This is a genomic window from Antarctobacter heliothermus (assembly GCF_900188425.1).
Lineage (GTDB): Bacteria > Pseudomonadota > Alphaproteobacteria > Rhodobacterales > Rhodobacteraceae > Antarctobacter > Antarctobacter heliothermus.
Genome location: NZ_FZON01000005.1, coordinates 123,952 through 148,353, shown reverse-complemented (window position 1 = coordinate 148,353; position 24,402 = coordinate 123,952). Strand labels below are relative to the sequence as shown.

31 protein-coding genes and 1 tRNA gene are annotated in these 24,402 nt (G+C 63.5%); 11 read left to right on the top strand and 21 right to left on the bottom strand.

What is annotated here, in order from left to right:
* Positions 1-32: 32 nt before the first annotated feature.
* Positions 33-902, top strand: coding sequence for a hypothetical protein (locus CHB90_RS04545; RefSeq protein ID WP_089276663.1), 870 nt, complete (start codon positions 33-35; stop codon positions 900-902).
* A 70-nt stretch (positions 903-972) separates the two neighbouring features.
* On the opposite strand, the gene CHB90_RS04540 is transcribed toward CHB90_RS04545, so the two are convergent.
* The 8 genes from CHB90_RS04540 to fabA form a co-directional block, all read right to left on the bottom strand.
* Positions 973-1,647, bottom strand: a complete 675-nt coding sequence (locus tag CHB90_RS04540; protein WP_089276662.1) for a ferredoxin reductase domain-containing protein — start codon at positions 1,645-1,647, stop codon at positions 973-975.
* Between the two features lie 62 nt (positions 1,648-1,709).
* The gene (locus CHB90_RS04535; RefSeq protein WP_089276661.1) at positions 1,710-2,036 is read right to left on the bottom strand and encodes a hypothetical protein; all 327 of its coding nucleotides are present in this window, start codon (positions 2,034-2,036) and stop codon (positions 1,710-1,712) included.
* The gene (locus CHB90_RS04530) at positions 2,036-2,824 is read right to left on the bottom strand and encodes an enoyl-ACP reductase FabI (RefSeq protein ID WP_089276660.1); all 789 of its coding nucleotides are present in this window, start codon (positions 2,822-2,824) and stop codon (positions 2,036-2,038) included. Before CHB90_RS04530 ends, CHB90_RS04535 begins: the two co-directional genes overlap by 1 nt.
* Before the next feature lie 19 nt (positions 2,825-2,843).
* Positions 2,844-4,073 carry a beta-ketoacyl-ACP synthase I gene (gene fabB / locus CHB90_RS04525; protein ID WP_089276659.1) on the bottom strand — a complete coding sequence of 410 codons (1,230 nt, stop codon included), beginning with the start codon at positions 4,071-4,073 and terminating at the stop codon, positions 2,844-2,846.
* A gap of 83 nt (positions 4,074-4,156) precedes the next feature.
* Positions 4,157-4,903, bottom strand: coding sequence for a uracil-DNA glycosylase family protein (locus tag CHB90_RS04520; protein WP_170940981.1), 747 nt, complete (start codon positions 4,901-4,903; stop codon positions 4,157-4,159).
* 73 nt (positions 4,904-4,976) lie between these two features.
* Positions 4,977-5,207, bottom strand: coding sequence for a type II toxin-antitoxin system RelE/ParE family toxin (locus CHB90_RS04515; RefSeq protein WP_089276657.1), 231 nt, complete (start codon positions 5,205-5,207; stop codon positions 4,977-4,979).
* Entirely contained in the window at positions 5,200-5,439 is a 240-nt protein-coding gene (locus CHB90_RS04510; RefSeq protein ID WP_089276656.1) for a type II toxin-antitoxin system ParD family antitoxin, read from the bottom strand. Before CHB90_RS04510 ends, CHB90_RS04515 begins: the two co-directional genes overlap by 8 nt.
* Positions 5,440-5,738: 299 nt before the next feature.
* Positions 5,739-6,248 carry a bifunctional 3-hydroxydecanoyl-ACP dehydratase/trans-2-decenoyl-ACP isomerase gene (fabA, locus tag CHB90_RS04505; protein WP_089276655.1) on the bottom strand — a complete coding sequence of 170 codons (510 nt, stop codon included), beginning with the start codon at positions 6,246-6,248 and terminating at the stop codon, positions 5,739-5,741.
* 200 nt (positions 6,249-6,448) lie between these two features.
* Between fabA and irrA the strand changes: the two genes are divergently transcribed.
* Positions 6,449-6,871 (top strand): iron response transcriptional regulator IrrA, encoded by a 423-nt coding sequence (gene irrA / locus CHB90_RS04500; protein WP_089276654.1) that lies wholly within the window; start codon positions 6,449-6,451, stop codon positions 6,869-6,871.
* Between the two features lie 27 nt (positions 6,872-6,898).
* Here the strand turns inward: irrA and CHB90_RS04495 are convergent.
* The 3 genes from CHB90_RS04495 to CHB90_RS04485 all read right to left on the bottom strand — a co-directional run bounded on the left by CHB90_RS04495 (position 6,899) and on the right by CHB90_RS04485 (position 8,090).
* A tRNA-Leu gene (locus CHB90_RS04495) sits at positions 6,899-6,983 on the bottom strand.
* A gap of 60 nt (positions 6,984-7,043) precedes the next feature.
* Positions 7,044-7,583, bottom strand: coding sequence for a tetratricopeptide repeat protein (locus tag CHB90_RS04490; RefSeq protein WP_170940980.1), 540 nt, complete (start codon positions 7,581-7,583; stop codon positions 7,044-7,046).
* 30 nt (positions 7,584-7,613) lie between these two features.
* On the bottom strand, positions 7,614-8,090 hold the full coding sequence (locus tag CHB90_RS04485; protein ID WP_089276653.1) for an Lrp/AsnC family transcriptional regulator: 477 nt from the start codon (positions 8,088-8,090) through the stop codon (positions 7,614-7,616).
* 160 nt (positions 8,091-8,250) lie between these two features.
* Between CHB90_RS04485 and putA the strand changes: the two genes are divergently transcribed.
* The 3 genes from putA to CHB90_RS04470 all read left to right on the top strand — a co-directional run bounded on the left by putA (position 8,251) and on the right by CHB90_RS04470 (position 12,924).
* Positions 8,251-11,682, top strand: a complete 3,432-nt coding sequence (gene putA / locus CHB90_RS04480) for a bifunctional proline dehydrogenase/L-glutamate gamma-semialdehyde dehydrogenase PutA (protein ID WP_089276652.1) — start codon at positions 8,251-8,253, stop codon at positions 11,680-11,682.
* 97 nt (positions 11,683-11,779) lie between these two features.
* A complete protein-coding gene (locus tag CHB90_RS04475; protein ID WP_089276651.1) occupies positions 11,780-12,559 on the top strand; it encodes a rhomboid family intramembrane serine protease in 780 nt (259 codons plus the stop codon).
* Entirely contained in the window at positions 12,556-12,924 is a 369-nt protein-coding gene (locus CHB90_RS04470; RefSeq protein ID WP_089276650.1) for a GFA family protein, read from the top strand. Before CHB90_RS04475 ends, CHB90_RS04470 begins: the two co-directional genes overlap by 4 nt.
* Positions 12,925-12,975: 51 nt before the next feature.
* On the opposite strand, the gene CHB90_RS04465 is transcribed toward CHB90_RS04470, so the two are convergent.
* From CHB90_RS04465 to CHB90_RS04455, 3 genes are all read right to left on the bottom strand, one after another.
* Positions 12,976-13,767 (bottom strand): inositol monophosphatase family protein, encoded by a 792-nt coding sequence (locus tag CHB90_RS04465; protein WP_089276649.1) that lies wholly within the window; start codon positions 13,765-13,767, stop codon positions 12,976-12,978.
* Between the two features lie 85 nt (positions 13,768-13,852).
* Positions 13,853-14,146, bottom strand: a complete 294-nt coding sequence (locus tag CHB90_RS04460; RefSeq protein WP_089276648.1) for a hypothetical protein — start codon at positions 14,144-14,146, stop codon at positions 13,853-13,855.
* 83 nt (positions 14,147-14,229) lie between these two features.
* A complete protein-coding gene (locus CHB90_RS04455; RefSeq protein ID WP_170940979.1) occupies positions 14,230-14,544 on the bottom strand; it encodes a hypothetical protein in 315 nt (104 codons plus the stop codon).
* Positions 14,545-14,685: 141 nt separating this feature from the next.
* Between CHB90_RS04455 and CHB90_RS04450 the strand changes: the two genes are divergently transcribed.
* Positions 14,686-15,144, top strand: coding sequence for a YHS domain-containing (seleno)protein (locus CHB90_RS04450; protein ID WP_089276646.1), 459 nt, complete (start codon positions 14,686-14,688; stop codon positions 15,142-15,144).
* 329 nt (positions 15,145-15,473) lie between these two features.
* On the opposite strand, the gene CHB90_RS04440 is transcribed toward CHB90_RS04450, so the two are convergent.
* Both CHB90_RS04440 and CHB90_RS04435 read right to left on the bottom strand, forming a co-directional pair.
* Positions 15,474-15,875 carry a hypothetical protein gene (locus tag CHB90_RS04440; protein ID WP_089276644.1) on the bottom strand — a complete coding sequence of 134 codons (402 nt, stop codon included), beginning with the start codon at positions 15,873-15,875 and terminating at the stop codon, positions 15,474-15,476.
* Positions 15,872-17,074 (bottom strand): pyridoxal phosphate-dependent aminotransferase, encoded by a 1,203-nt coding sequence (locus tag CHB90_RS04435; protein ID WP_089276643.1) that lies wholly within the window; start codon positions 17,072-17,074, stop codon positions 15,872-15,874. The genes CHB90_RS04440 and CHB90_RS04435 overlap by 4 nt, the downstream gene beginning before the upstream one ends.
* 88 nt (positions 17,075-17,162) lie before the next feature.
* Between CHB90_RS04435 and CHB90_RS04430 the strand changes: the two genes are divergently transcribed.
* From CHB90_RS04430 to CHB90_RS04420, 3 genes are all read left to right on the top strand, one after another.
* On the top strand, positions 17,163-17,555 hold the full coding sequence (locus CHB90_RS04430) for a helix-turn-helix domain-containing protein (RefSeq protein WP_089276642.1): 393 nt from the start codon (positions 17,163-17,165) through the stop codon (positions 17,553-17,555).
* A 2-nt stretch (positions 17,556-17,557) separates the two neighbouring features.
* On the top strand, positions 17,558-17,830 hold the full coding sequence (locus CHB90_RS04425; protein ID WP_089276641.1) for an FAD assembly factor SdhE: 273 nt from the start codon (positions 17,558-17,560) through the stop codon (positions 17,828-17,830).
* 207 nt (positions 17,831-18,037) lie between these two features.
* Complete coding sequence (locus CHB90_RS04420) at positions 18,038-18,535, top strand: MarR family winged helix-turn-helix transcriptional regulator (protein ID WP_089276640.1); 498 nt, start codon at positions 18,038-18,040, stop codon at positions 18,533-18,535.
* A gap of 74 nt (positions 18,536-18,609) precedes the next feature.
* Here the strand turns inward: CHB90_RS04420 and CHB90_RS04415 are convergent, their stop codons facing one another.
* Genes CHB90_RS04415 through CHB90_RS04395 form a run of 5 tightly spaced genes read right to left on the bottom strand, consistent with a single transcriptional unit; the run spans position 18,610 to position 22,841 of the window.
* Entirely contained in the window at positions 18,610-19,281 is a 672-nt protein-coding gene (locus CHB90_RS04415; RefSeq protein WP_089276639.1) for a DUF1194 domain-containing protein, read from the bottom strand.
* Positions 19,278-19,982, bottom strand: a complete 705-nt coding sequence (locus tag CHB90_RS04410) for a DUF1194 domain-containing protein (RefSeq protein WP_425426586.1) — start codon at positions 19,980-19,982, stop codon at positions 19,278-19,280. Before CHB90_RS04410 ends, CHB90_RS04415 begins: the two co-directional genes overlap by 4 nt.
* Complete coding sequence (locus CHB90_RS04405; RefSeq protein WP_089276638.1) at positions 19,979-20,407, bottom strand: VOC family protein; 429 nt, start codon at positions 20,405-20,407, stop codon at positions 19,979-19,981. The genes CHB90_RS04410 and CHB90_RS04405 overlap by 4 nt, the downstream gene beginning before the upstream one ends.
* 27 nt (positions 20,408-20,434) lie before the next feature.
* Positions 20,435-21,823, bottom strand: coding sequence for a surface lipoprotein assembly modifier (locus CHB90_RS04400; protein ID WP_141135801.1), 1,389 nt, complete (start codon positions 21,821-21,823; stop codon positions 20,435-20,437).
* A gap of 7 nt (positions 21,824-21,830) precedes the next feature.
* Positions 21,831-22,841 (bottom strand): hypothetical protein, encoded by a 1,011-nt coding sequence (locus CHB90_RS04395; protein WP_089276636.1) that lies wholly within the window; start codon positions 22,839-22,841, stop codon positions 21,831-21,833.
* A 177-nt stretch (positions 22,842-23,018) separates the two neighbouring features.
* On the opposite strand from CHB90_RS04395, the gene CHB90_RS04390 reads away from it, so the two are divergent.
* Together CHB90_RS04390 and CHB90_RS04385 are read left to right on the top strand one after the other, a co-directional pair.
* Entirely contained in the window at positions 23,019-23,810 is a 792-nt protein-coding gene (locus CHB90_RS04390) for a thymidylate synthase (protein ID WP_089276635.1), read from the top strand.
* An 11-nt stretch (positions 23,811-23,821) separates the two neighbouring features.
* Complete coding sequence (locus CHB90_RS04385; protein WP_089276634.1) at positions 23,822-24,298, top strand: dihydrofolate reductase; 477 nt, start codon at positions 23,822-23,824, stop codon at positions 24,296-24,298.
* Positions 24,299-24,402 lie beyond the last annotated feature (104 nt).

Sequence of the window (24,402 nt, the reverse complement as noted above, 5' to 3'; positions counted from 1 at the left end):
CCTTGCGGTAAAAGCCCCACCAGAGGCCGAGCATGTTCTACAAGACCCTAGACCACTTCCTGTCCCAAGGTGCCGACGTGCTGCGCCGTGGCCCCATTGCGCTGATCTTTGCCGAGGACGCGGTGGAACTGGACACCACCCTGCGCCACCACCGCCACTGCGGATTTCGCGCGGTGGTGCTGTTTGGGGCATCGGACCTGACCTTGCCCGCAGATCTGACCGACAAGGTGGATCACGTTGCCTATGACATGCGCGCTGACAATGCCCTGCCAAGGGCTGTCAATGGCGTGATCGCCAAGGCCGCCGGTCAGTGGGTCTACTATTGCTACAACGCCGAATATCTCTTTTTTCCCTTTTCAGAAAGCCGGACAGTCGGCGAAATGCTGGCCTATCACACTGAGGAACGGCGGGACGCCATGTTGACCTATGTGGTCGATCTCTATGCCGGGGATCTCAACAAATGCCGCGATGCGGTGTCGCTGGACGACGCCTGGCTGGACCGTTCCGGCTATTACGCGCTGGCCCGCCCCGACCCGCTGAACCACAACCACCCCAAGGAACGGCAGCTGAATTTCTTTGGCGGGCTGCGCTGGCGGTATGAGGAGCACGTCCCAGAAACCCGGCGCAAGATTGACCGCATCGCCATTTTCCGCGCCAAACCGGGGCTGAAACTGCGCGAGGATCACACGTTTTCCGATGAGGAGTACAACACCTACGCCTGTCCCTGGCACAACAACCTGACCGCCGCGATTGCCAGCTTTCGCACCGCCAAGGCGCTCAAACGCAACCCCGGATCGACCTTCGACATCAAGAGCTTTCGCTGGCACAATTCCACGCCGTTTGAATGGCACTCGCGCCAGTTGCTGGATCTGGGCCTGATGGAACCGGGTCAGTGGTTCTGAGCGGGACGTAAAAAGGCCGGAGCGTCTTGCCCCGGCCCATCATCGTCAAACGGCAAATGCCCCTGCCAGGTCAGCCGAAGTCCTCAACCACAATCTGATCGTGCTCGACGCCCAGTCTTGCCAGTTCCTCGGGCATCGCCTCGACCATCGGGTCGGGGCCGCAGACATAACAGATGTCCTTTTGCGGATCGACAAACCCGGACAGCATGTCCGCGTCGATCAGACCACGGGCCAGCGGGCTGCCCTTTTCCTCTGTCACCGTCCAGTGACAGCGCAGCCCCTCCATCGACTCAAAGGTGTTGCGCATGACGATGTCACGCTCACTCTGGTTAGAGAACAGCAGCGTGTTGCCCTCCAGCGTGCCGTTTTCCTCCAGCTTTTTGCGCAGGATCGAGATGAACGGCGTCACCCCCGCGCCACCGGCAATAAAGACGCCGTCGCCCTTGTCCTCGATCGCGCCCCACGGGTCGCCAATCAGCGCGGTGTCGCCGGGTTCCATCTTGCCGATCTGTTCCGTCACGCCGTTATGGTCGGGGTACGACTTGATGACAAATTCCAGCCGGTCCTCGTCAGGCAGACAGGTAAAGGTGAAGGGGCGCTGTTCCTCGCGCCAGCCCTCGCGGTCCAGTGCGAAATCCGTCGCCTGGCCGGGGGTATAGGCATAGCCCTCCGGCTTGTCGAAGGTCAGCCGGTGAACGTCGTGGGTCAGCGTGTCGATGCTTTGCAGGGTGATCTTGTGGGTCATGTGAACCTCCAGTCTCTTGGAGGGTCAACGCCCCGTGCCGACCTCGGTTCCCGCGACAGGATTTACAGCGCGGCCCCATAGGTGCAGATCGCGCCGTGCCCGTCCGTCGCGCGCGTCAGGGTATCGCCTCGGAATACCGCATGAACGTAGCGCGGCGTCGCGGCATCGCCATAGGCGTAGCTGACGCAGGATTCGTCCCAGTTGGCCGGGTTGCGCTCAAACCCCGCGTCCAGCCCAAAGACCGCCTCGGCCTGCGCCTGCGTCATGCCCGCCGACAGTTTGCGCGCCTCCGCGCCCTGCCCGCCGCCGCCAGCGCCCGAAACCGGGGGCGCGCCCTCCATGCAGCCCCCCAGCGCCAATGCCGCCGAAATTGCCCAGACCAGACGCATCACAGGTTTTCCAGCTGCGGCATACCAAGCACATGATACCCGCCGTCGATCGCGATAACCTCACCGGTGGTATAGCTGCCCGCGTCCGAAATCAGCCAGACCGCCGTGCCGCCCACCGCCTCCAGCGTGGCGTTCGACCGCAACGGCGCGTTCTGGCCGGTGTGCTTGTAGGTGCGCCGCGCGCCGCCAATGGCCGCCCCCGCCAGCGTCTTCATCGGTCCGGGGCTCAGCGCGTTCACGCGAATACCGTCCGGCCCCAGATCATTCGCCAGATACCGCGTCGTCGCCTCCAGCGCCGCCTTGGCCACACCCATGACGTTATAATTCGGCACCACCCGCTGGCTGCCCAGATAGGTCAGCGTCAGCAACGTCCCGCCATCGGTCATCATCGGATGCACCCGCCGCGCCACCTCGATAAAGCTGTAAACCGAGATATCCAGCGAGTTCTTGAAGTTGGCCCGCGAGGTGTTCAGGAACCGCCCCGTCAGCTCATTCTTGTCCGAATAGGCAATCGCATGGACAAGGAAATCCACGCTGTCCCACCGCTGGCCCAACTCATCAAACGCCGCATCCAGCGACGCATCGTCCGTCACATCCACGTCGACCATGAAATCCGACCCGACACTGGCCGCCAAAGGCTCCAGCCGCTTGCCGAACGCCTCTCCCTGATAGGTAAAGGCCAGTTCCGCGCCCGCCTCATGGCAGGCCTTGGCGATGCCCCAGGCGATGGACCGCTCGTTCGCAACACCCATGACAAGCCCGCGCTTGCCTTTCAGACTCAACGTCATGTCACTTCTTCCGCGCTATTCAGTCGTGAAACTTCGACAACACCATAGACCCGTTGGTGCCGCCAAAGCCAAAGGAATTGGTCATGACCGAATCCAGCCCGGCGTTTTCCATCAGCTCTGTCGCGATCTCTGCGGGCTTCAACGCCGGGTCCAGCGTCTGCACATTGATCGACGGGATGATGAAATCGTGCTGCAACGCCAGCAGGCAGTAAATCGCCTCCTGCGCGCCGGTCGCGCCCTGGCTGTGGCCGGTCATGGATTTGGTCGACGACACCGGCGGAGTTGTCCCCTCACCGAACACGCGCCGCACCGCCTCGATCTCACCCACGTCGCCCACGGGGGTCGAGGTGCCATGCGCGTTGATATAGGACACTTTTCGCCCCTCGGGCAGCGTCGACAGCGCGATCCGCATCGCCCGCTCACCGCCCTCACCGCTGGGCGCAACCATGTCCGCCCCGTCCGAGGTCGCGCCATAGCCGGTCACTTCGGCATAGATCTTGGCGCCGCGCGCGCGGGCGTGCTCCAACTCTTCCAGCACCAACATGCCGCCACCGGCAGAGATCACAAACCCGTCGCGGTCCTTGTCGAAGGCGCGGCTCGCCAGTTCCGGCGTGTCGTTGTATTTCGAAGACATCGCGCCCATCGCGTCGAACAGGCACGACAGGGTCCAGTCCAACTCCTCGCCGCCGCCCGCGAACATCACGTCCTGCTTGCCCATCATGATCTGCTCTGCCGCGTTGCCGATGCAGTGCAAAGAGGTCGAGCAGGCCGAGGTGATCGAATAGTTGATCCCCTTGATCTTGTAGGCGGTCGACAGGTTCGCGCTCACGGTCGAGCACATGCACTTGGGCACCGCAAAGGGGCCGACCCGCTTGGTCGCGCCCGTTTTCAGCACCGTCTGATGCGCCGTCAACATGGCGCTGGTCGACGGCCCGCCCGATCCGGCCACAAGGCCGGTGCGCGGGTTCACAACGTCGGACTCTTCCAGCCCCGCATCCGCGATGGCTTGACCCATGGCGATATAGGCATAGGCCGCCCCCGGCCCCATGAAACGCAGCGTCCGCTTGTCGATATGCTCGGCCACATCCAGATTGATGGCCCCCGCGATCTGACTGCGAAAGCCATGTTCCTGCATCTGCGCATTGGCAGTGATCCCGGACTTGCCCGCCTTGAGCGAGGCCAGAACCTCCTCCGCAGAATTCCCGATGCTCGAAACGATCCCAAGCCCTGTAACGACGACGCGGCGCATGGAGCCTCCTCTTGATGTGTCAGTTACTTAGTAGGCGAGGTGGGGGGGGAGGTGCAAGGTGGGGGTTGGGGGTTGGGGGTAGCTTACAACCCTTCGAACAAAACGTCTATCGCAGCACGGCTTGCGGGACGTGTCATCACAGTGAACCGAGACAAGTGCGGCATTCCTATCCATGTGCCGCTCCAAGTGCCATGCGAAGCAGTACGTTCGAATTCACCACGTTGGGCAGTCATGTCGCCCCAACGCACCGGAATGAACTTAGGGTTGCTAACCCCTAGCAACACCCTGACCGCATCGTTGGCGACACTACCGAACGTCACGACACACCTAGGGCACGCCCGATCAAGTATTGCGCCCCAAATCTCCTCGCCGAAGGCCTGTGCCTTTCGGCGCTCTGCCAGTGATTTCCAGTCCGGCGAGCGAAAGGGCACCAAATTACCGGCAAGTACGGCCTCCGGTGCTATCCCGAGTCTTTCAAAGAGCGCGAGTGCCTCTTGCTGCAATCGTGACGAACTCGGCCAAACCTCGTCAACGTAGGCAGAGCCTTTGGGCATCGCGAACTCGGCATGGTCCGGGCTCTCGAAACTACCGCCAGGATTCAACCCAATGAATGCGACTTTCGAGCCATCTAGTACGTCCTCCGGACTGTACAGCAAGCGCCAACCATGCCGATGAGGCGAGTGTCGATATGCCTGTTTGATGCGTCTTTCAAGCGCCATGGCGAATTCAGTGCGTGCCACGTTTTCCTCCGAAATAGCTGCAAAGAAGTCTAGCATAACAGGTGCTGAACTTGCCGATTTTTTGTTGGCAAGCGCGGGGTGGGTTTCCACGTCACCCCTCATCCAACACAACCCGCCACCGCTGCCGTCCATGCAAAATCCGAACGACGAACAAAAACCCCGCTTACACCCGGTAAATCAGCAGATGCGCACGATAGGGGTGTAACCGGACAGGCGGGGTAATCTCGAACCGTTCCCGCGCCATCTCTGGATGAGCGCACAACAACCGCAATACATCCTCTAACCCGCGCAAATACGCCTCAGCCTGATCCATGGACCACGCGGCAACCGTATGGTCCCAGATCGCGTCCAAATCAGCCTGCGCTGCGGGTGTCAGGCGATAAGGCCTAACCACGCTCCGCCCGCTTGCGGCGTAGGAAATCAGCCATGTCAAAGTCCTCCGCCGGGCCGCTGGCCAGACCTTCGTCCACCAAAGCCTGCAATTCGGCAACCGCCGCCGCGCGATCCTGATCCCGCCGGATCAGCGCGTGCACATAGTCGCTGGCATTGCTGTACCGCCCGGTTTTCGCTTGGGTCTCGACCCAGTCCTTCATCGGGTCGGGCAAGGATACGTTCATCGTCGCCATAAACAACTCCGCTATGGCGCATTATGGCAAAGTTTGCCAAAGCCCGTCAACCGGAGGGCGGCGTTCACCCCGTCGCGTCATCCGTAGGCCGGGCTTCAGCCCGGCACCCCCGCCGCAACACCCCAAGGCACCACCGAACCCACCGAACCCACCGAACCCACCGAACCGGAACACATCGAGTCCCCAAGATCCCAACAAAAAACGGACCCCAACTGAGGCCCGTTTGTTACCAAAATCTAAAACCGTCTCTGCAAGCCACTGAAGACGCTACGTCACCCGGCCCGCCACGCGTGGACAGATCAGCTCTCGCTAAGGGCGACCTTCATGTCCTTGACCTCATAGATGACCTCTCCATCGGCCTCCACGATCCCGTCCGCGACCCCCATGGTCAGCCGCCGGGTCTGGATCGCCTTGGTGAAGTCCACCTTATAGGTCAGCATCTTCCGGTCGGGCCGCACCATGCCCTTCAACTTGACCTCGCCCACGCCCAGCGCATAGCCCCGCCCCTGCCAGCCGCGCCAGCCAAGGTTAAAGCCCGTCAGCTGCCACAGACCGTCCAGACCCAGACAGCCCGGCATGATCGGATTGCCCGGAAAATGGCAGTCAAAGAACCACAGATCCGGCGTGATATCGAACTCCGCCAGCACATGCCCCTTGCCATGCAGGCCCGCATCGCCCGAAACCTCGGTGATCCGGTCCATCATCAGCATGGGCGGCTCGGGTAGCTGGGCATTGCCCGGCCCGAACAGCTCACCGCGCGCGCATTTCAGAAGGTCGTCCTTGCCAAAGCTGGTGGGATAGTCGGCCATTCAGACGGGCCCCTTTTGCTGTCTCATATTCAAAACCTTGCCCCGTTTAGCACCCGCCCGACACACCACGCAAGGGCGCGACAACGGGCAAACCCAGGCGCAGGCCCCCTCACGTCAAGGTCCGGATCGGCGAAACCGTTTGAAATTCGCCGCGTGGGCGCTTTATATACAGGGTGAGCAGGTATCAGGGGACACACACGATGTCCGAGGCGATGGAACGCGGAAAAGACTGGTTGGGACGCAGCGATCTGCGCCCCACGCGTCAGCGCGTCGCCCTGGCCGCGCTGCTGGTCGGCGACGGCAAGAACCGCCACGTCACCGCCGAAAGCCTCTTTGCCTCCGCCAAGGACAGCGGTGAACAGGTGTCGCTGGCGACCGTTTACAACACGCTCAAGGCGTTCTGCGAGGCGGGTTTGATGCAGGAGGTGACGGTGGATGGCTCGCGCAGCTATTTCGACACCAACACCCACGACCACCCGCATTTCTTCTGGGAGGATCAGGGCGCGCTGACCGACGCCCCGGCCGAACAGTTGCAGATCACCCGCTTGCCCGAAGCCCCCGAAGGGTCCGAAATCGCCTCTGTCGAGGTGGTGATCCGCCTGCGCCGCAAAACACCGTCCTGAAGCGCGGCCAAAGCCCCTTAAAACCACTGGTACCCGCGGCCGGATTCGAACCGGCACGGCATAAAGCCTGGGGATTTTAAGTCCCCTGTGTCTACCATTCCACCACGCGGGCCAGTGGCGCGAACATAGCCTTTGCACGGGGCGTGTAAACCACGGCACGACAAAGAAAGGGTCAGAGATCATCCCCGATTGGCGTCTTTAGCAGCGCCCGTTCCGGCAGCCAGGGATTCACGTCCAACGCCGCGCGCAACGCGCTTTGCGCAGCGTCATCGCGGCCCAAGGCAATGAGCGTCACAGCCCGACCTGACAGGGCACCCACATGGCGCGGATTCAGCTCCAGCGCGCGCTCCAGATCCGGCAACGCCGCCTCGAAATCCTCGCGCAGAAAGTTGACGAAGGCACGCTGGTTGTACCCCTCGGCGTAAAACGGGCAATAGCTGACCAGCGCATCCAGACGTTCCAGCGCAAAAACGAAATCGAACCGCGCCCGCGCGCGCATCCCCTCATCCAACATTGACTGGCTGGGTTCATCCGGCGCATTGTCCCAATAGCCCCACATTTCGTTGGTGATCAGCCGCGCCGACATCTCGTCCGGGGCGACCAGCAATGCCTGATAAAGCGGGTCCATTTCGGCGCGATGATCCGGGGCGGTGGGACAGCCATCCGCCAGCACCGGCGACGCGCAAAACATCAGGAAAAAAACGTGTCTCATTCGCAAAGGGTGGCACGGCCTGCCGTTTGGTCAAGTCACATCCGCGATAACGTCTTCCTTGACCGCTTCCATCGCAACAAAGGTTGATGTCGACGACACCCCCGGCAGGGTCGAAACCTTTTCAGCCAGCACTTGCCTGTAACTGGGCATGTCCTGCGTGCGCACCTTGAGCAGGTAGTCGAAATTGCCCGCGATCAGATGCGCCTGTTCGATCTCTGGAATGGCCGCGACGGCGGCATTGAACCGGGCCAATGTCGCCTCTCGCGTGTCCACCATGCGGACCTCGACAAAGGCAACGTGATCAAGGCCCAGCCGGATCGGGTCCAGCACCGCACGATACCCTCGGATGAACCCAGTTTCCTCCAGCCGGCGCAGGCGCGTCTGGGTCGGGGACTTTGACAAGCCGATCCGGCGCGCCAGTTCCGTCACCGAAACACGCGCCTCAACCGCCAGTTCGGCCAGAATCGCCCGGTCAAAGCGATCAAGACTCGATTCTTCCGTTTGCATTGCAAATACCCCGAAAACTCGGCCGAATGGACAAGCATCCTGCCCATTTTCGGGCAAATCGCCCGCAGTTTCCCGGTTAGTCTACACCAAACGACGAGACAAGCGAAGATACGCACTGTCGCTCTGTCCAATAATGCCTCAAATCGCGAAAGCTACAAATATGTCCAAGGACCAGATGACCGACCTGCGCGCGCGCATCGACGCGCTGACCTACGCTGATGAGGGCGAAACCCTTGCCCGGTTGCGCGAAACGGCCGCCCTGGACAGCGCGGCGCGCGGCCAGATCACCACCCGAGCGGCACAACTGGTCCGCGACATTCGCGGCAGCACCCGCCCCGGTCTGATGGAGGTGTTCCTTGCGGAATACGGCCTGTCGACCGAAGAGGGCGTCGCCCTCATGTGTCTGGCAGAGGCCCTTTTGCGGGTGCCGGACGCCGCCACCATCGACGCGCTGATCGAGGACAAGATCGCCCCGTCAGATTGGTCCAAGCACCTTGGCCATTCAACCTCGCCACTGGTCAACGCCTCGACATGGGCGCTAATGCTGACCGGCAAGGTCCTGGAAGACAGCAAGCCGGGGCCGGTCGGCCACCTGCGCGGTGCGATCAAGCGCCTGGGAGAGCCGGTGATCCGCACCGCCGTGGGCCGCGCCATGCGCGAGATGGGCGCGCAATTCGTTCTGGGCGAAAGCATTGAGGCCGCGATGAAACGCGGCTCTGCGATGGAGGCCAAGGGCTATAGCTATTCCTACGACATGCTGGGCGAGGCCGCGCGGACCGAGGCCGATGCCCAGCGCTATTTCGACGCCTATGCCCGCGCGATCAATGCCATTGCCACCGCCGCCAAATCCAAGACGACGCGCGACAACCCCGGCATTTCGGTCAAGCTGTCCGCCCTGCACCCGCGCTATGATGAGTTGCAGGCCGAAACCGCGCGCGCCGCTCTGGTGCCCCGCCTGCGCGCCCTGTGCCAGCAGGCCAGACAGGCGCGCATCGGGTTAAACGTCGATGCCGAAGAGGCGGACCGCCTGTCGCTGTCGCTGGACGTGATAGAGGAGGTTCTGTCCGACTCGGCGCTGGCGGGTTGGGACGGGTTTGGCGTGGTGGTTCAGGCCTACGGTCAACGCGCGGGCGCGGTGATCGACTATCTATACGCACTGGCCAAACAACATGACCGCCGCATCATGGTGCGCCTCGTGAAAGGGGCCTACTGGGACACGGAAATCAAGCGCGCGCAGGTGGCGGGACTGGATGGCTTTCCGGTCTTCACCTCCAAATCCTCCACGGACGTGTCCTACATCGCCAACGCGCGCAATCTGCTGTCCAAGACGGATCGCATCTATCCGCAGTTTGCCACGCACAACGCCCATACCGTCGCCGCCATCCTGCACATGGCCGATGACAAGACGGCCTTTGAGTTTCAGCGCCTGCACGGCATGGGGGAGACGCTGCACCGTCTGGTCAAGGATCAGAACGGCACCCGCTGCCGCATCTATGCCCCCGTCGGCGCGCACCGTGACCTGCTGGCCTACCTCGTGCGCCGCCTGCTGGAAAACGGCGCCAACTCCAGCTTTGTCAATCAGATCGTCGATGAGGATGTGGCACCGGAAACCGTCGCCGCCGATCCGTTCAACGCAACCCCGGCTCAGTCTCTGACCACCGGCCCCGACCTGTTCCAGCCAGAGCGCCCCAATTCACAGGGCCTCGACCTGCGCCACCGCCCGACCGTCGAGGCGCTGGATCAGGCGCGCGGCGCGTTCCGCGACTGCCAATGGCGCGCGGCACCGATGGTCAGCAGCGATCTGCCTGCGGGCGAAACAGAGGGTGTGATCAACCCCGCCTACCCCGCCGACACGGTTGGTGAGGTCACATGGGCCACCGCCGATCTGGCCCGCGCCGCCGCCGAGGCCGCGCAGCCATGGGACGTCGCCCCGGCGGAACGCGCCCGCGTCCTGAACGCCGCCGCCGACCTGTATGAGGCACATCACGCCGAGATCTTTGCCATCCTGCACCGCGAAGCGGGCAAGAACCAACTGGATGCGGTGGCCGAACTGCGCGAGGCGGTGGATTTCCTGCGCTACTACGCGGCGCGCGGACAGGACGGCACGGACGCGCCGCTGGGCACCGTGGTCTGCATCTCGCCGTGGAACTTTCCGCTGGCGATCTTCACCGGACAGATTTCCGCAGCCCTCGCCGCAGGCAACGCCGTGCTGGCCAAGCCCGCCGAACAGACGCCGCTGATTTCCGCCCTCGCCTGCCGCCTGCTGGCTCAGGCAGGCGTGCCGACCACCGCGTTGCAACTGCTGCCGGGTGCCGGGGATGTGGGTGCGGCGCTGACCTCTGCCCCGCAGGTCGATGGCGTTGCCTTCACCGGCTCGACAGAGACGGCGCAATTGATTCACCGCAGCATGGCGGAACACCTCGCCCCCGGCGCGCCGCTGATTGCCGAAACCGGCGGGCTGAACGCCATGATCGTCGACAGCACCGCGCTGCCGGAACAGGCAGTGCAGGCGATCATTGAATCCGCCTTTCAATCCGCCGGTCAGCGCTGTTCCGCGCTGCGCTGTCTGTATGTGCAGGAGGACGTGGCCGACGGCTTCCTTGAGATGCTCAAGGGCGCGATGCAGACGCTGGTCGTGGGCAACCCCTGGGATGCCGCCACCGACGTCGGCCCGGTCATCGACCTTGAGGCGCAGAATGGCATCCTTGATCACATCGGCCAGGCATCGCGCGAGGGGCGCGTGCTGCAACAGGTCGCCGTGCCCTCACCCGGTCATTTCGTGCCCCCCACCCTGATCCGCGTCAACGGCATCGCGGACATGGAGCGCGAGATCTTTGGCCCGGTGCTGCATGTCGCCACCTTCAAGTCGCGTGAGCTGGACAAGGTCATCGACGCGATCAACGCCACCGGTTACGGGCTGACCTTTGGCCTGATGACCCGGATCGACGACCGGGTGCAGCATGTCACCACCCGCGTTGCAGCGGGCAACATCTACGTCAACCGCAACCAGATCGGCGCCATCGTGGGCAGCCAACCCTTTGGCGGCGAGGGCCTGTCCGGCACCGGCCCCAAGGCGGGCGGACCACTGTATCTGGACCGCTTCCGCGCGCATCCCGCACAGCGCAGCGACACCGCCTCCAAGGGCAAGCACAACACCGCCGCCGTCATGGCGCGGTTGTCAGAGGCCAAATCCGCGCCTGCGCCCAGCCGCACCGACCTGCCCGGACCAACGGGTGAATCGAACGTTCTGCACAGCCACGCCCGCCCCCCCGTGCTGTGCCTTGGCCCCGGTCTGGAACGCGCGCTGGCACAGGTCGAGGCCGTGACCAGACTGGGCGGAGTCGCGGTGATCGCGGAATGCGCCACCGACCTGGCCCTGAAAGAAGCCGACGGCTTTTCCGGCGCGATCTGGTGGGGCGACGCAGCGTCCGCCCGCGCCTATCGTCAGGCGCTGGCCGCGCGCCCCGGCCCGATCCTGCCGCTGATCACCGGGATGCCGGATGAGGGCCACGTCCGCGCCGAACGCCATGTCTGCGTCGACACCACCGCCGCAGGCGGCAACGCCGCCCTGCTGGCCGGTCAGGACGGCTGAAGGGCACGGGCGCAAGGCCCGCTCAGGGTCTTGCGCCGCCAAGCCAATGCAGGGTTTTCGCGCTTGACCTCGCGCCAATGGGTGCCACTCTCCGCCCATGTTCCCGATCCGCGATCACAACCCCTCGGGGCGCACGCCCTATGTCACCTACGCGCTGATCGCGATCAATATCGCGGTCTTTCTGATCACCATTGACCAGGATCAGTCGCCCCGTGCGCTGATGTCCTTTTACGCAAATTACGCGCTGGTCCCGGCATTACTGTCCGAAGGGTATGGCTATCCCGGCCTGATCACCTCGATGTTCCTGCACGGCGGCTGGATGCACATCGCCGGGAACATGCTGTTCCTCTACATCTTCGGCGACAACCTTGAGGACAAGATGGGGCACGCGGGCTTTACCCTGTTCTATCTGGCCGCCGGTCTGGGCGCGGGTCTGATCCACTGGCTGACCGATCCCCTGTCCATCGTTCCCACGGTCGGCGCCTCCGGGGCGATTGCCGGGGTCATGGGCGGCTACCTGCTGCTGTTCCCCAAGGCGCGCGTCGACATCCTTATCATCCTCGTCCTCATTTTCCGGGTGCTTCCGGTGCCTGCCTGGCTGATGCTGGCGCTCTGGTTCGCCATGCAACTGATCGGCGGTTGGGGCACGTCCGCGGACGAAAGCGGCGTGGCCTACTGGGCGCATGTGGGTGGCTTTGTCGTGGGACTGGCGCTGACAGTGCCAATCTGGCTGCGCCTTGGTGGACCGCGCTTCTGGACGCGCACGCACGGACAGCCCCCGCACCCGGAAAAGGCATACACCTTTGATTCCAGCCGCGTGCCGCGTGTACAGGGACGCCAACGCCATACACAGGTTCCAAGGATCAGACGCAAATGACCGACACCCATACCGCCACCTGCCACTGCGGCACCGTCGAATTGCGCGTGCGCCTGTCTGACGGCACCAACACCGCGCGCCGCTGCGATTGCTCCTACTGTCGGCGACGCAGCGCGGCGGTCGTTTCGGCCCCGTTGGACGGGATCGAGGTGGTGAAAGGGGCGGAGAACCTGACGCTCTACAGCTTTGGCACCCACACGGCGCAGCATCATTTCTGCAAGACCTGCGGGATCTACATGTACCACCGCCGTCGGTCCAACCCGAACGAATACGGCGTGAACCTGTATTGCATCCAAGGGATGGAGCCCAAGGAATTTGAGCCGCTGGCATGGCACGACGGGGTCAATCACCCCTCGGATGTCTGAGACAACAGCGACCGCCTCCCGGGTCACGCCCGAAACGCGGTCACACCGACCTTACTCAGCGCGCAACAGCTTGGCGAAACCCTTGAAGATGTCATTGTTGGCGCACAGGATGCTGCCACTTGCCAGCGCGTCCTGCCCTTCGCGCACGCCCTCGATCAGCGCACCCGCTTCCTTGGCGATCAGATAGCCTGCGGCGGCGTCCCAGATCTGCAACTCTCGTTCCCAGTACCCTTCGTATCGACCCGCCGCCACATAGGCCAGATCCAGCGCGGCAGAGCCAAAGCTCCGCACACCGGCGCATTCCGGCATCACGCGGGCCAGATCCTTGAGCGTCGCAGGCAGGGTCCGCTTGGCAGCAAAAGGGACGCCGGTGGCAAAAACCGCCTCGATCATCTTGCGGCGCCCGGAAACGCGCAGGCGCTTTGAATCGTTCAGCCAGGCACCCGTGCCGCGCTCGGCGTAGAACATCTCGTCCTTGGCGGCGTCAAAGATCACGCCGGACACGATCTGTCCCTTATGCTCCAGCGCGATCGAAATCGCCCAGTGCGGCAGCCCGTGGAGAAAGTTGGTGGTGCCATCCAGCGGATCGACGATCCAGCGGCGGGTCGGGTCCTCACCGGGGATTTCATCACCCTCTTCGGCCAGCCAGCCATAGGTCGGCCGCGCGCCCATCAGGTCTTCCTTGATGATACGCTCTGCCTCGATATCGGCGCGGCTGACAAAGTCGCCCGCGCCCTTCATCGAGACCTGAAGGTTCTCGACCTCGCGGAAGTCTTTGACCAGCGACCGCCCCGCCTTGCGCGCCGCCTTCATCATGATGTTCAGATTCGCGCTGCCCTGCATGGCTTGGCCCTTTTCTCAGGTCACAAAAAGCAATCAGGCCGCGCGTATACGCGGCCCGACCATGCTTGCCAAGGGGCAGGCCGTCTCAGCGATAGACAACGCCTTTTTCGCCGACGACGATCTGCGGCGTGTAGGTGCGTTTCCGGCTGCCGGGATGGTTGTAGTATACGCCGGCGTTTGGCGTGCCACAGCACACAACACCGCCCATCAGCACCGGCTGCAACCCGGCGGGGCAGTAGTTTGCCGCCTTGTACTCATGCGCCAGGAAATTAGAATTCGGATCGTTGGTGCCGTCACCCATGTACATGTCACCCCAGGCAAAGGCCGAGGTCGCACTCAGGGCAATCGCCGTGGCAGCGGCGGTCAATATCAGTCGCATTTTGTCCCCCTAAAGACGAATTAATACCCCTTAGGCTACCAATCCGCGCGCCCGAGTCAATTTTTTCGTGCGTTTTCGGAAGATTATCCCGGAATCGGGGGCCGAGTCGGGCTCTTTGCCCCGGTTTCCTGCCAATGGGCCCCCATCGCCACAATGCACGACTGCCCAGAGGCATAGGCGATCACCATCGTCCAATCCCCGTCTGAGTCGGCCCAGATCTCGAGCATCTCATCGGGGCTGCGCAGCCCGCTTGCGCTGCGCGTGGTGCCAAAGTTGTGCGTCAGTTTGCGGATCATCTGGTCCGTCGGGGCGCAGATCACATCGGCAATCGGGCCAGAAAGCGCGGGACCACACGTCAGTCCAAGACCGACAACCAAGGAAAAGAGCATTCTTGCCATGGCCACAATGTAACGGAATCATGACACGCGGGCGAGGTTTTTTCGCAACGCACGCCCTGTCACGTCCCCGTGTCGGGGGCTTCTGCGCAAACCGAATGCAGGTCATCCTGGTCACATTGCAAACCCTGATCCGGAGGCCCCATGACACGCCCAACCCGCCGCGCCGCTCTTGGACTGACCCTAACCGTCCCTGCCCTCATGTTGACCGGGCGCGCCGCACTGGCCGCCGAACCGGAAATCTACGCCGAAGCAGGCATTGCCATCGACGGCTCTGACCCCGTCGCCTATTTCGCGGAAAACGGCCCTGTGCCGGGCGGATCGGCGATCCTCGACTGGAAAGGCGCGACCTGGCGCTTTGCCTCATCCGGGAACGCCGCCGCGTTCGACGCCGATCCAATGGCCTATGCGCCGCAATTCGGTGGCTACTGCGCCTTTGCCGCCTCGCGTGGGTATCTTGCGCCGACAATCCCCGAGGCATGGACGCTGCACAACGGGCAGCTGTTCCTCAACGCCAGCCTGCGCGCCCGCACGCTCTGGCTGCGGGACATCGAGGGCAACATCGCCAAAGGGCGGGCGAACTGGCCCGCGATCCTTGGCTGAGCCTCATGATCGGGGCAGAGGCCTCAATTCTGCGCGCAGCACACGGCACGGCGACCGCCGCCCGCCTTAGCGGGCGGTCAACAGCAGTGCCCGCACATCGTCGGGAGACAAGGGAAACAGCGAACGACCTGCCTCGAAAAACGGCCGCCCAACACTTCGGAACGCAAAGACGTCTGTATGTGCCATGGTCAAGACATAGGTGTCGGCCCGCCCGATCAGAAGGGGAAAGGCCCGCCGTGCGCCCATCCGGCCAAAGCACGCCTATCCGGCGGGCATTGACGCCACAAAGCGCCCAAACACGCGCCGCCTGACAAACACGATCGGTTTGACTAGCCCTTTGTCAGCCGGTCAGCCTTTTTGCGGACCAGCACGGCGCGCAGATCGTGCATCGCCAACAGCAACGCATCTGTCACCTGATCCAGCTGCTCGGGCGTGGCCTTGGCCTGCGCCCATTGCGCGGTCAGGTTCAGGTGATCGACGGCGCGGTGGATGTCGTCCAGTTCGCGCATGGCCAGCAGCGCCTGACGCGCCTCCATCCAGCCGCGGATCTCTTCCATCTCTCCCGGGGTCAGCTCCCGGTCGCCGTGGGGTTTGATCTCACCCTTGTTGACGTTGACGACGGCGATCTGATCCATTTCGATCCGCCGTTGGCGGTTCTCGGTATCGACGCGGTAGACCATCGCGCCGTTCTCGCGCACGCGGAAATAGAACTCTGGCAGCTCGTGGGTCATGTCAGCCCCGCACAGAACCGTTCGATCCGGTCGCAGGCGTCCGCCAGAGCCGCATCCGAGGCCGCATAGCTGACCCGGAAATGCGGGCTGAGCCCAAAGGCCGCGCCAAACACCACCGCCACGCCCTCTCCTTCCAGCAACGCGGTGCAAAACGCCTCATCGCTGTCGATTCTGGCCCCTTGGGACGAGGTTTTGCCCAGACAGCCCGCCACGGATGGATAGACATAAAACGCCCCTTCCGGCACCGCGCAGGTGATCCCGGCGCAGTCGTTCAGCCGCGCCACCACCATATCGCGGCGACGGGCAAACACGGCTGCCCGCTCTGCCAGAAAATCCTGAGGCCCGTTCAGCGCCTCGACCGCCGCCCATTGGCTGATCGAACAGGGGTTGGTCGTCGATTGCCCCTGCACCTTGCGCATGGCGGCGATCAGATGTTCTGGCCCGCCCGCATAGCCGATCCGCCAGCCGGTCATGGCATAGGCCTTGCTGACGCCGTTCACCGTCAAAGTCCGGTCATACAGCCCCGGCTCGACCTGCGCGGGAGACACAAAGGTGAACCCGTCATAGGCCAGATGTTCGTACATGTCGTCCGACATCACCCAGACATGCGGATGGCGCATCAGCACATCGGTCAGCGCCTTCAGCGCCGCGCGGTCATAGCCCGCCCCGGTGGGGTTCGACGGCGAGTTAAAGATGAACCACTTTGTCTTTGGCGTGATCGCCGCCTCTAGCTGGGCAGGCGTGATGCGAAACCCTTCTGCCTCGGCGCCCTCGACAATCACCGGCTCACCGCCGCCCAGTCGCACCATATCGGGGTAGCTGACCCAATAGGGCGCGGGGATGATCACCTCGTCACCGGGGTTCAGAGTCGCCATCAGCGCGTTATACAGCACCTGTTTGCCGCCGGTGCTGACGCTGATTTGCGATTGCGTATAGGTCAGCCCGTTTTCACGGGCGAACTTGGCACACACCGCCTGTTTCAATTCGGGAATGCCGTCCGGCGCGGTGTATTTCGTTTTCCCCGCCTCGATTGCCGCAATTGCCGCAGCCTTGATGTTGTCCGGCGTGTCAAAGTCCGGCTCGCCAGCGCCCAGTCCGATGACATCGCGCCCCGCCGCCGCCAGCTCACGCGCCAATTGCGTCACGGCGACCGTCGGGGAGGGTTTCACCCGGGCCAGCGTTTGCGACAGAAAAGACATGGGGGGCCTCGTTGTTTGAAAATCTGCCTGCCCTGTCATAGTTTGCGCCCGAACGGCGTTCAAGCGGCTTCGCCTGAAAGGAAAGACCATGGACGATTCGACTGACTGGTACGGACCCGAAACAGCGACGTTTGGGGACCGCCTCGCGGCGGCCCGCGACGCGGCGGGCATGAGCCAAGAAACTCTGGCCAAAAGGATCGGGGTCAAGCTCAAGACGATCCAGGCCTGGGAAGACGACATGAGCGAACCGCGCGCCAATCGTCTCAGCATTCTGGCCGGTCTGCTCAACATCTCGATTGTCTGGCTGATCACCGGTGAGGGCGAAGGTCTGCCCGACCCCTCAGAAGCAGAGGCGCTGGACCCTGACGTCAACGCCATCCTGACAGAGATTCGCGCCCTGCGCGGCCAGTTCCGTGCGCAGGCGGACAAACTGGGACGACTGGAAAAACAGTTGCGCACCGTGCTCAAGGAAACCGTCTGACCATGACAACAGCGCCCGCCGAATCCCGTGAAACCCGTCTGCGACGGCTGCACATGCGCTCCATGCGCCGCGGCACCAAGGAAATGGATATCCTGCTGATCCGCTTTTCTCAGGCACGGCTGGACCAGATGGATGCCGATGCATTGAATGCCTACGAGGCGCTGCTGGAAGAAAACGATCAGGATCTATACCAATGGATTTCCGGGCAGGCACCGGCCCCCGAAATCCACGCAGCGCTTGTGGCCGAGATCGCGCAGGTTGCCGCAAGCGGTTGATCATACAGAGTGATTTCCCCGATAGCTGACTGCACGGGGTCGCCGCACGGGTGTGTGACGACCCCGCTCAAACACCCGCCGCATGGTAAGAAAGGTTAATCAAGCTACGGAAATCATTCGAATTTTCCGGGTCTTCTTGTCGGTTTAACCCGATATTTGCGTTTATCCGTGAATGCTCCGATGCAAAGAAAACAGGCGGAGAACGAAATGAGCATTCATTCGTCCCTGAACCAGGGGCCAGGACAAGGCTTCATGTCGAGTTATCTGGATGCGTTGAGTCTGGTGGAACGTCTCCACCGTTTGCTGCTCGACGTCATCAAGGATGAATTCGAAAGGGTAGGCATCATTGATGTCAATGCGGTGCAGGCCCTCTTGCTGTTCAACATCGGTGAGAATGAGGTCACGGCAGGCGAACTCAAAAGCCGGGGCTACTACCAGGGCTCCAACGTCAGCTACAACCTCAAGAAGCTGGTCGAAATGGGGTACATGCACCATCAGCGCTGTGAGATCGACCGCCGCTCTGTCCGGGTGCGGTTGACCCAGCGCGGGCGTGAGATCAAGGATATCGTCGGTGAACTGTTCGCCCGCCATGCGGACGGCTTGCAGAACAAGGCGGTCCTCTCAGTCGACAAGATCGATGAGATCACAACGTCGCTGCGCCGGGTCGAACGCTACTGGACCGACCAGATCCGCTATATCTACTGACCCCCGCCAGGGGCCTTGTGGGACGGCGGGCGGGGCGTTGAACGCCCAGGACGCCCTGCCGTCTTGCCGCCCCCTCAGCGGGTCGAGACGGCCAGCACCTGCAATTCGCGTTTCAGCTTGCGCACCATGGCCGCCTCGAACGCCTCAAAGCCAAGGGCCGTCTCGACAAAGGCCTCTGGCCCGGCGATCACATAGGCTTGGTAGTACGACGCCAATGCGCCGATCCCGTCCGCATCCCCGGATGCGCCGATCACCAGCCCGTTGATCGTGATTCCGGTCGGGCGCACGTCCTGCGGGCGCGGCCCGGTGTTTGACAATCCGTCACCGGACAGGTCCAGCACGCGCCGCCAGCACCCCGCCTGCTGCCCCAGCAAGCCCGCGCCAAACCCCTTGGCCGCGCCAATCGCGGTGGAGCGATCCATCGCCATCCGTGTTGTGCCGCGCAAGCGTGCCGCCACCTCTGCCACATCCGCCGGACCCGCCATCATCTGCCAAGGCACCACCAGACGTTGCGCGCCCTGTCCGCTCCATTCGAACACCGCCAGCGCCACCGGCACCTCGGGCATCGCCAGAAAGGCCGCAACCACCTCGGGATCTTCCAGTGCGCCTGCCAGCCCGTCCAGTTGCAGCCGGTATTCCCGCGCATCCACCGATCCCGACACGTCCAGACCCAGCGCCAGCGCCTGACGGCACCCGGCCTCGACTGCACCGGCCCAGACCAGCGCAAGGATGGCAAGCCACCTCATCCCGGCCCCGCCTGCGGGTCTGGCATCGCGCCGACGATCCTGTCCTGAATCTCGCGGTACAATTTGCGGATCATCGCCTGCTCATAGCCCTCATAGCCCTGCGCGGTCTCGATAAACGCGCCCGGTCCGTGCAGCACCTCGAACTCGTAGTGATCGACCACTGCCGGGTCCGCCCCCAGCACCGCCAGCGCATTCACGGTCACGCCGCCAAAGGGAAAATGCCGGTAGGCCTGTTGCGGCCAGAACCCGTCGTTGGTGATGCCGTCACCCGACACGTCGATCACCCGCCGCTCACACTCTGGCGCCGCCGTCATCATCGTGGCACCAAAACCCAGCGCATAGCCCAGCGCGGTCGGGAACCTCCGGTACGACCGCTCTGCCGACCGCAGCCGCGTGGACACCGCCGCGATGTCATCCGCTGTCGACATCAGCGCCCATTCCTGGATCACCGTCGACTGGCGCCGCCCGCTCCATTCATATGCGGCGATGGCCACGCCACCCCCGCCTTGCAGGATCGCCCCCTGCACGTCGGGCGCCATCAGCGCCGCCGCCAACCCGTCGCGCTGCAGCAGATATTCCGCCTCGTCGACCGATGACGACACATCAAGCGCCAGCAACAGCGCCAGACGACAGGCGGCCTCGGCCCCCGCCGGGATCAGGGCCGCCCCAAGGGCGACCCCAAGGCGCATCAGGCCAGTCACCAGTGGCCCGTATTGCCCATGCTGGTCCAGGGCTCTGCCGGGGCCAGCGCCTCTCCCTGCTGCAACAACTCGACCGACACATTGTCCGGCGACCGGACAAAGGCCATGCGCCCATCATGCGGCGGGCGGTTGATGGTCACACCATTGTCCATAAGGTGCTGACAGGTCTCGTGAATATTCGACACCGAATAGGCCAGGTGGCCAAAATGGCGCGAATCCGACGGCAGCCCCTCATCGCCGTCCCAATTGTAGGTCAGCTCGACCGGGCAATCCTCCTGACCCGGAGGCGCCATGAACACCAGCGTGAACCGGCCCTTTTCGCTGTCGGTTCTGCGGGTCTCCTTGAGGCCCAGCAGTTCGTAGAACTTCATCGACGCTTCGAGATCCTTCACCCGGACCATCGTGTGCAGGTACTTGATAGACATGTGTTTCCTTCCGGCCATCGCCGCGTTTCAGAATACCGATTTCAGACCCAGCCGCAGATCGGTGCCGCGGGTCTCGTAGATGGTATAATTGGAACTTCGGTCGCGGAAGGAAACCCCGATCTCGGGGGCAAAGCCATAGTAATCCAGTTCCGGCAGCAGAACATTCAGCGAAACCGACAGTTCCTCATCCCGTCTTGGGGTCAGCCAAAAGCTGGCCGGCGCCTGATCGTAGTCGGTGACTTCCCAGGCCAGCGTCAGGCGCGGCAGCATGCCCCGGACCGGCTTGCCCAGCCCGTAACTGATCGCGGCACGCGCACTTTCACGCGCCACCAGCCGCGATTCGGACGCGGTGTCCGCCACCTGCACATCCAGTCCCAGCGCCGCCTTGCCGAACCGCCGGGTCAGGGTCACACCCATCTCGCGGGTCTGATTGTCGCGTAGCCCCGCATCCAGCCGCTGTTCGGTTTCATAGGCAAAGCGCGCGACGCCGGTCAGCCCCGGCATCAGCATCCGGCCATAGCTGAGGTCCAGCCGCGCGGCATCCGCATAGGGCGTCCCGGCCAGCCAGTGCCGGGACACCGACAGCTGCGATTTGCCCAGCCATGTCCCGTCCGCCCCGCGTGCCTCATAGCCCAGGCTCAGCGCCAGCGCGTCCTGCCGGTAGTCGCCGTTCCGCAGGCCCGCCACCTTGTCCCGCGCCTCCGAGGAAAAGCGCACGCGCTGCATTTCGACCGACGCGCCCAGGTTCAACCGCCGGGTTTCGCCGAGCGGCACCCGCCGCAGATAATCGGCCCCAAAGACAAAGCGTTCGCCCGACAGCGGGACCGCCGAGGGGTTCACAAACGGCAATCCGCCAAAGGTAAAGCTGTTGGTCTTGGGCGCACCGTTCAGGTTGTCCGACGGCTCTACCGACATGTCCAAAGACAACCGCCACGGCGTCTGACGCCGCACATGGCGAAAATCGCGCACCGCCGCTGCCCGCAACTGGTCATCCGGTGCAATCTGCGCCGCACGACGCAGCCACAGTTGCGCCACCCCCGGCTGCCCGCCGGTGGACCGCGCCTGCGCCATCAGCAAGGCCGCAAAAAACCGCGACCGTTCATCATCGCTCTGGCCAAAGGCTTGCCGCGCCGCTTGCGACGCCTCTTGCGGGCGGCCCAGCTCACGCAATGCGCGGGATTTCATCATCAGCGCCTGCGTGTCCCCCGGCGCGCCCAGCAGAACACCCTCGGCCAGCACCAGCGCCAGTTCCGCCTGCCCCGCCATCAAGGCCCCCGCCGCCGCGCTGCGCGCCTCATCCACGCTCATCCGGGTCTCTTCGGCCTGAGCGGTCTGCGGGGTCAGCCCCACCGCCGCGCACACCGCAAGGGTCAGCGCCAGATGGACAGCGCCCCGCAACCGGAGGCCAAGACGCATCACCGGATCACGGGCGCGTCGCAATGAAGCCGCCGACTTCGCGGACATCTTGAGTGATGAATTCGCCTGTCGCCGGGTCGATGCCCACCGGACCCTGTCCTTCGACCACCACGACGCCGACAACCTCTTCGCCGTTCGGTCCGGCAAACAGGCCCGACCAGCTACCGGTCTGGGTCACTTCACCGTCCGACCGCACCGCGCTGGCATCCGAAGACGAGATCGTCCAAGTGTCAAAGTTGATCTGCGCCGTGGACAGTGACAGGAAATCCGCGCGGCTCAGATCGGCGATGTTCACGCCGTTGACGTCAAAGAATTCGCGGCTCACGATCAGCCCCTCAACCGCGCCAGAGACGTCAAAGTCCTGAATGTCCACGTCGATCAGCGACACGCCAGAGACATACTCCATCCGCGTGCCCGTGGTGTCATCCACCACCGTCCGCACCGCGGCGTATTCACCGGTAAAGACATAGGAATCATTGGTATCGGGCAAGGCCCCCTTGCCATCCAGCCGCTGCGCCGCCGCCCCGCCAAAGCCGAACGACAGGTAGCGGTCAGAGCCAACCGCGCCGACCTGGCTGAACCCGGTGGGCGAGCGGCGGAAAACAGCGAAATACTGCGAGCCGCCATTTGGTCCGGCGGCGTTGCGATAAGCGTCGAACCCGCGTCCCGCCAAGGCCGCGCTGACACCCGGATCGCGGGTATAGACGTTCTCGCCTGCCACCGCCTGATTGCTGTCGAACGGCAGGTTGTTGAACACCAGTTCTCCGGTCGCCGGGTCAAACGTCATCTCGTTGACGGTCAGATCCGCCGAGGCGTTTTTCAACTCGCTGGTATACAGGTTGTCCGGGTCCGGATCCGCATCGGGGTCCACTGCGCCGCCGCCATCCACGGCCTCGGGTTCTGCGATCAGGGGTTGTGCGCCCGTGCCGATCCCGGAGCCGCCGCCGCTGCTCAGGCTGGCGGGATCACAAGCGGCAAGGGCGCTCGCCAATGCGAGCGCTACGATAGTGCGATACATGAAACTGCCTCTGGTTTAGTCTTTTATTTTGTCCACAGGGTGCGCAGCGCGCCGTGAAAAGTCAATCACGGCTGCGGCACCCGCCGGAATGTGCGGCATAATCATCCCACAGCCCCGACTTCCGCCGCCACACCAAATGCCCTATTCCAAGCACATTGACCCCCCTGTGGAGGCCCCATGCAGCAATACCTAGACGCGCTCCGCACCGTGTTGAACCACGGTCACGACACCACCGACCGCACCGGCACCGGCACGCGCAGCCATTTCGGCCTGCAAATCCGCTATCCGCTGGCCGAGGGCTTTCCCCTTGTCACCACCAAGAAACTGCACCTGCGCAGCATCGTGCATGAACTGCTGTGGTTCCTCTCTGGCTCGACCAACATCCGCTACCTGCAAGAGAACAAGGTGCGCATCTGGGACGAATGGGCCGACGCCAACGGCGACCTTGGCCCGGTCTATGGCCACCAGTGGCGCCATTGGCCCGGTCACAAGGGGCCCATTGACCAGATCGAAGCCCTGCTGACCCAGATCCGCCAGACGCCCGATTCACGCCGCCTGATCGTCTCGGCGTGGAACCCGGCGGATGTGCCCGACATGGCGCTGCCGCCCTGCCACACGCTCTGGCAGGTGCGCATTCTGGGTGGCAAGCTGCACCTGCAACTGTACCAACGCAGCGCCGACATGTTCCTTGGGGTGCCGTTCAACATCGCCTCCTACGCGCTGCTGCAAGCGATGCTGGCCCATGTCACCGGCTATGAGCCGGGTGATTTCATCCACTCGATCGGCGACGCGCATATCTATTCCAACCACATGGATCAGGTGGCCGAACAACTCTCACGCACACCCCGGCCCCTGCCCGCGTTGGAATTCACCCGCAACGTCACCGACCTGTTCGACTTCCGCTACGAGGATTTCGCCTTTCCCGGCTACGATCCCCTGCCCGCGATCAAGGCCCCCGTGGCCGTCTGAGGAGACCCGACATGATCACCCTCATTGCCGCCCACGACCGCAACCGCGCAATCGGCAAAGACGGCGGCATCCCGTGGCACATCCCCGAAGACCTCGCGATGTTCAAACGCGAGACGCTGGGCGGCGGGCTGATCATGGGCCGCCGGACGTGGGACAGCCTGCCGTTCAAGCCGCTTCCCAAACGCCTGAACATCGTCGTCTCCCGCGACAAGGGGTTGACCGAGCATGTGGTCTCCTCCGTCGAAGAGGGCATCGCACTGGCGCAATCGCTTGGCTATTTCCGAGTGTATGGCATCGGCGGGCAAAGAATTTACGAGGCCATGCTGCCGCTGGCGCATCGGTTGTTGATCACCGAGGTGGATATAGAGGTCGAAGACGCCGACGCGTATTTCCCGCAGCTTGACGCCGGATGGCAAGAGATCTCCAGACTGGATCACCCATCCGTCCACCCCGCGGCCTCAACCCTTGAATATATCCCTGCCGCGTAACCCCCTGCCCCAACCGCGCAACGCGCCTCGTCCCCGTCCTGACCCGCGACCGCTGACCGCCCTCACCCGCACACCACAGGCACATCCCCCGGACATCCCTCGTG

What these genes read in the sequence shown, in the direction of transcription:
- CHB90_RS04545 (WP_089276663.1), top strand. Translation starts at nt 33, where the DNA reads ATGTTCTACAAGACCCTAGACCACTTCCTGTCCCAAGGTGCCGACGTG.
- CHB90_RS04540 (WP_089276662.1), bottom strand. Translation starts at nt 1,647, where the DNA reads ATGACCCACAAGATCACCCTGCAAAGCATCGACACGCTGACCCACGAC.
- CHB90_RS04535 (WP_089276661.1), bottom strand. Translation starts at nt 2,036, where the DNA reads ATGCGTCTGGTCTGGGCAATTTCGGCGGCATTGGCGCTGGGGGGCTGC.
- CHB90_RS04530 (WP_089276660.1), bottom strand. Translation starts at nt 2,824, where the DNA reads ATGACGTTGAGTCTGAAAGGCAAGCGCGGGCTTGTCATGGGTGTTGCG.
- fabB (WP_089276659.1), bottom strand. Translation starts at nt 4,073, where the DNA reads ATGCGCCGCGTCGTCGTTACAGGGCTTGGGATCGTTTCGAGCATCGGG.
- CHB90_RS04510 (WP_089276656.1), bottom strand. Translation starts at nt 5,439, where the DNA reads ATGGCGACGATGAACGTATCCTTGCCCGACCCGATGAAGGACTGGGTC.
- fabA (WP_089276655.1), bottom strand. Translation starts at nt 6,248, where the DNA reads ATGGCCGACTATCCCACCAGCTTTGGCAAGGACGACCTTCTGAAATGC.
- irrA (WP_089276654.1), top strand. Translation starts at nt 6,449, where the DNA reads ATGTCCGAGGCGATGGAACGCGGAAAAGACTGGTTGGGACGCAGCGAT.
- CHB90_RS04490 (WP_170940980.1), bottom strand. Translation starts at nt 7,583, where the DNA reads ATGAGACACGTTTTTTTCCTGATGTTTTGCGCGTCGCCGGTGCTGGCG.
- CHB90_RS04485 (WP_089276653.1), bottom strand. Translation starts at nt 8,090, where the DNA reads ATGCAAACGGAAGAATCGAGTCTTGATCGCTTTGACCGGGCGATTCTG.
- putA (WP_089276652.1), top strand. Translation starts at nt 8,251, where the DNA reads ATGTCCAAGGACCAGATGACCGACCTGCGCGCGCGCATCGACGCGCTG.
- CHB90_RS04475 (WP_089276651.1), top strand. Translation starts at nt 11,780, where the DNA reads ATGTTCCCGATCCGCGATCACAACCCCTCGGGGCGCACGCCCTATGTC.
- CHB90_RS04470 (WP_089276650.1), top strand. Translation starts at nt 12,556, where the DNA reads ATGACCGACACCCATACCGCCACCTGCCACTGCGGCACCGTCGAATTG.
- CHB90_RS04465 (WP_089276649.1), bottom strand. Translation starts at nt 13,767, where the DNA reads ATGCAGGGCAGCGCGAATCTGAACATCATGATGAAGGCGGCGCGCAAG.
- CHB90_RS04460 (WP_089276648.1), bottom strand. Translation starts at nt 14,146, where the DNA reads ATGCGACTGATATTGACCGCCGCTGCCACGGCGATTGCCCTGAGTGCG.
- CHB90_RS04455 (WP_170940979.1), bottom strand. Translation starts at nt 14,544, where the DNA reads ATGGCAAGAATGCTCTTTTCCTTGGTTGTCGGTCTTGGACTGACGTGT.
- CHB90_RS04450 (WP_089276646.1), top strand. Translation starts at nt 14,686, where the DNA reads ATGACACGCCCAACCCGCCGCGCCGCTCTTGGACTGACCCTAACCGTC.
- CHB90_RS04440 (WP_089276644.1), bottom strand. Translation starts at nt 15,875, where the DNA reads ATGACCCACGAGCTGCCAGAGTTCTATTTCCGCGTGCGCGAGAACGGC.
- CHB90_RS04435 (WP_089276643.1), bottom strand. Translation starts at nt 17,074, where the DNA reads ATGTCTTTTCTGTCGCAAACGCTGGCCCGGGTGAAACCCTCCCCGACG.
- CHB90_RS04430 (WP_089276642.1), top strand. Translation starts at nt 17,163, where the DNA reads ATGGACGATTCGACTGACTGGTACGGACCCGAAACAGCGACGTTTGGG.
- CHB90_RS04425 (WP_089276641.1), top strand. Translation starts at nt 17,558, where the DNA reads ATGACAACAGCGCCCGCCGAATCCCGTGAAACCCGTCTGCGACGGCTG.
- CHB90_RS04420 (WP_089276640.1), top strand. Translation starts at nt 18,038, where the DNA reads ATGAGCATTCATTCGTCCCTGAACCAGGGGCCAGGACAAGGCTTCATG.
- CHB90_RS04415 (WP_089276639.1), bottom strand. Translation starts at nt 19,281, where the DNA reads ATGAGGTGGCTTGCCATCCTTGCGCTGGTCTGGGCCGGTGCAGTCGAG.
- CHB90_RS04405 (WP_089276638.1), bottom strand. Translation starts at nt 20,407, where the DNA reads ATGTCTATCAAGTACCTGCACACGATGGTCCGGGTGAAGGATCTCGAA.
- CHB90_RS04400 (WP_141135801.1), bottom strand. Translation starts at nt 21,823, where the DNA reads ATGCGTCTTGGCCTCCGGTTGCGGGGCGCTGTCCATCTGGCGCTGACC.
- CHB90_RS04395 (WP_089276636.1), bottom strand. Translation starts at nt 22,841, where the DNA reads ATGTATCGCACTATCGTAGCGCTCGCATTGGCGAGCGCCCTTGCCGCT.
- CHB90_RS04390 (WP_089276635.1), top strand. Translation starts at nt 23,019, where the DNA reads ATGCAGCAATACCTAGACGCGCTCCGCACCGTGTTGAACCACGGTCAC.
- CHB90_RS04385 (WP_089276634.1), top strand. Translation starts at nt 23,822, where the DNA reads ATGATCACCCTCATTGCCGCCCACGACCGCAACCGCGCAATCGGCAAA.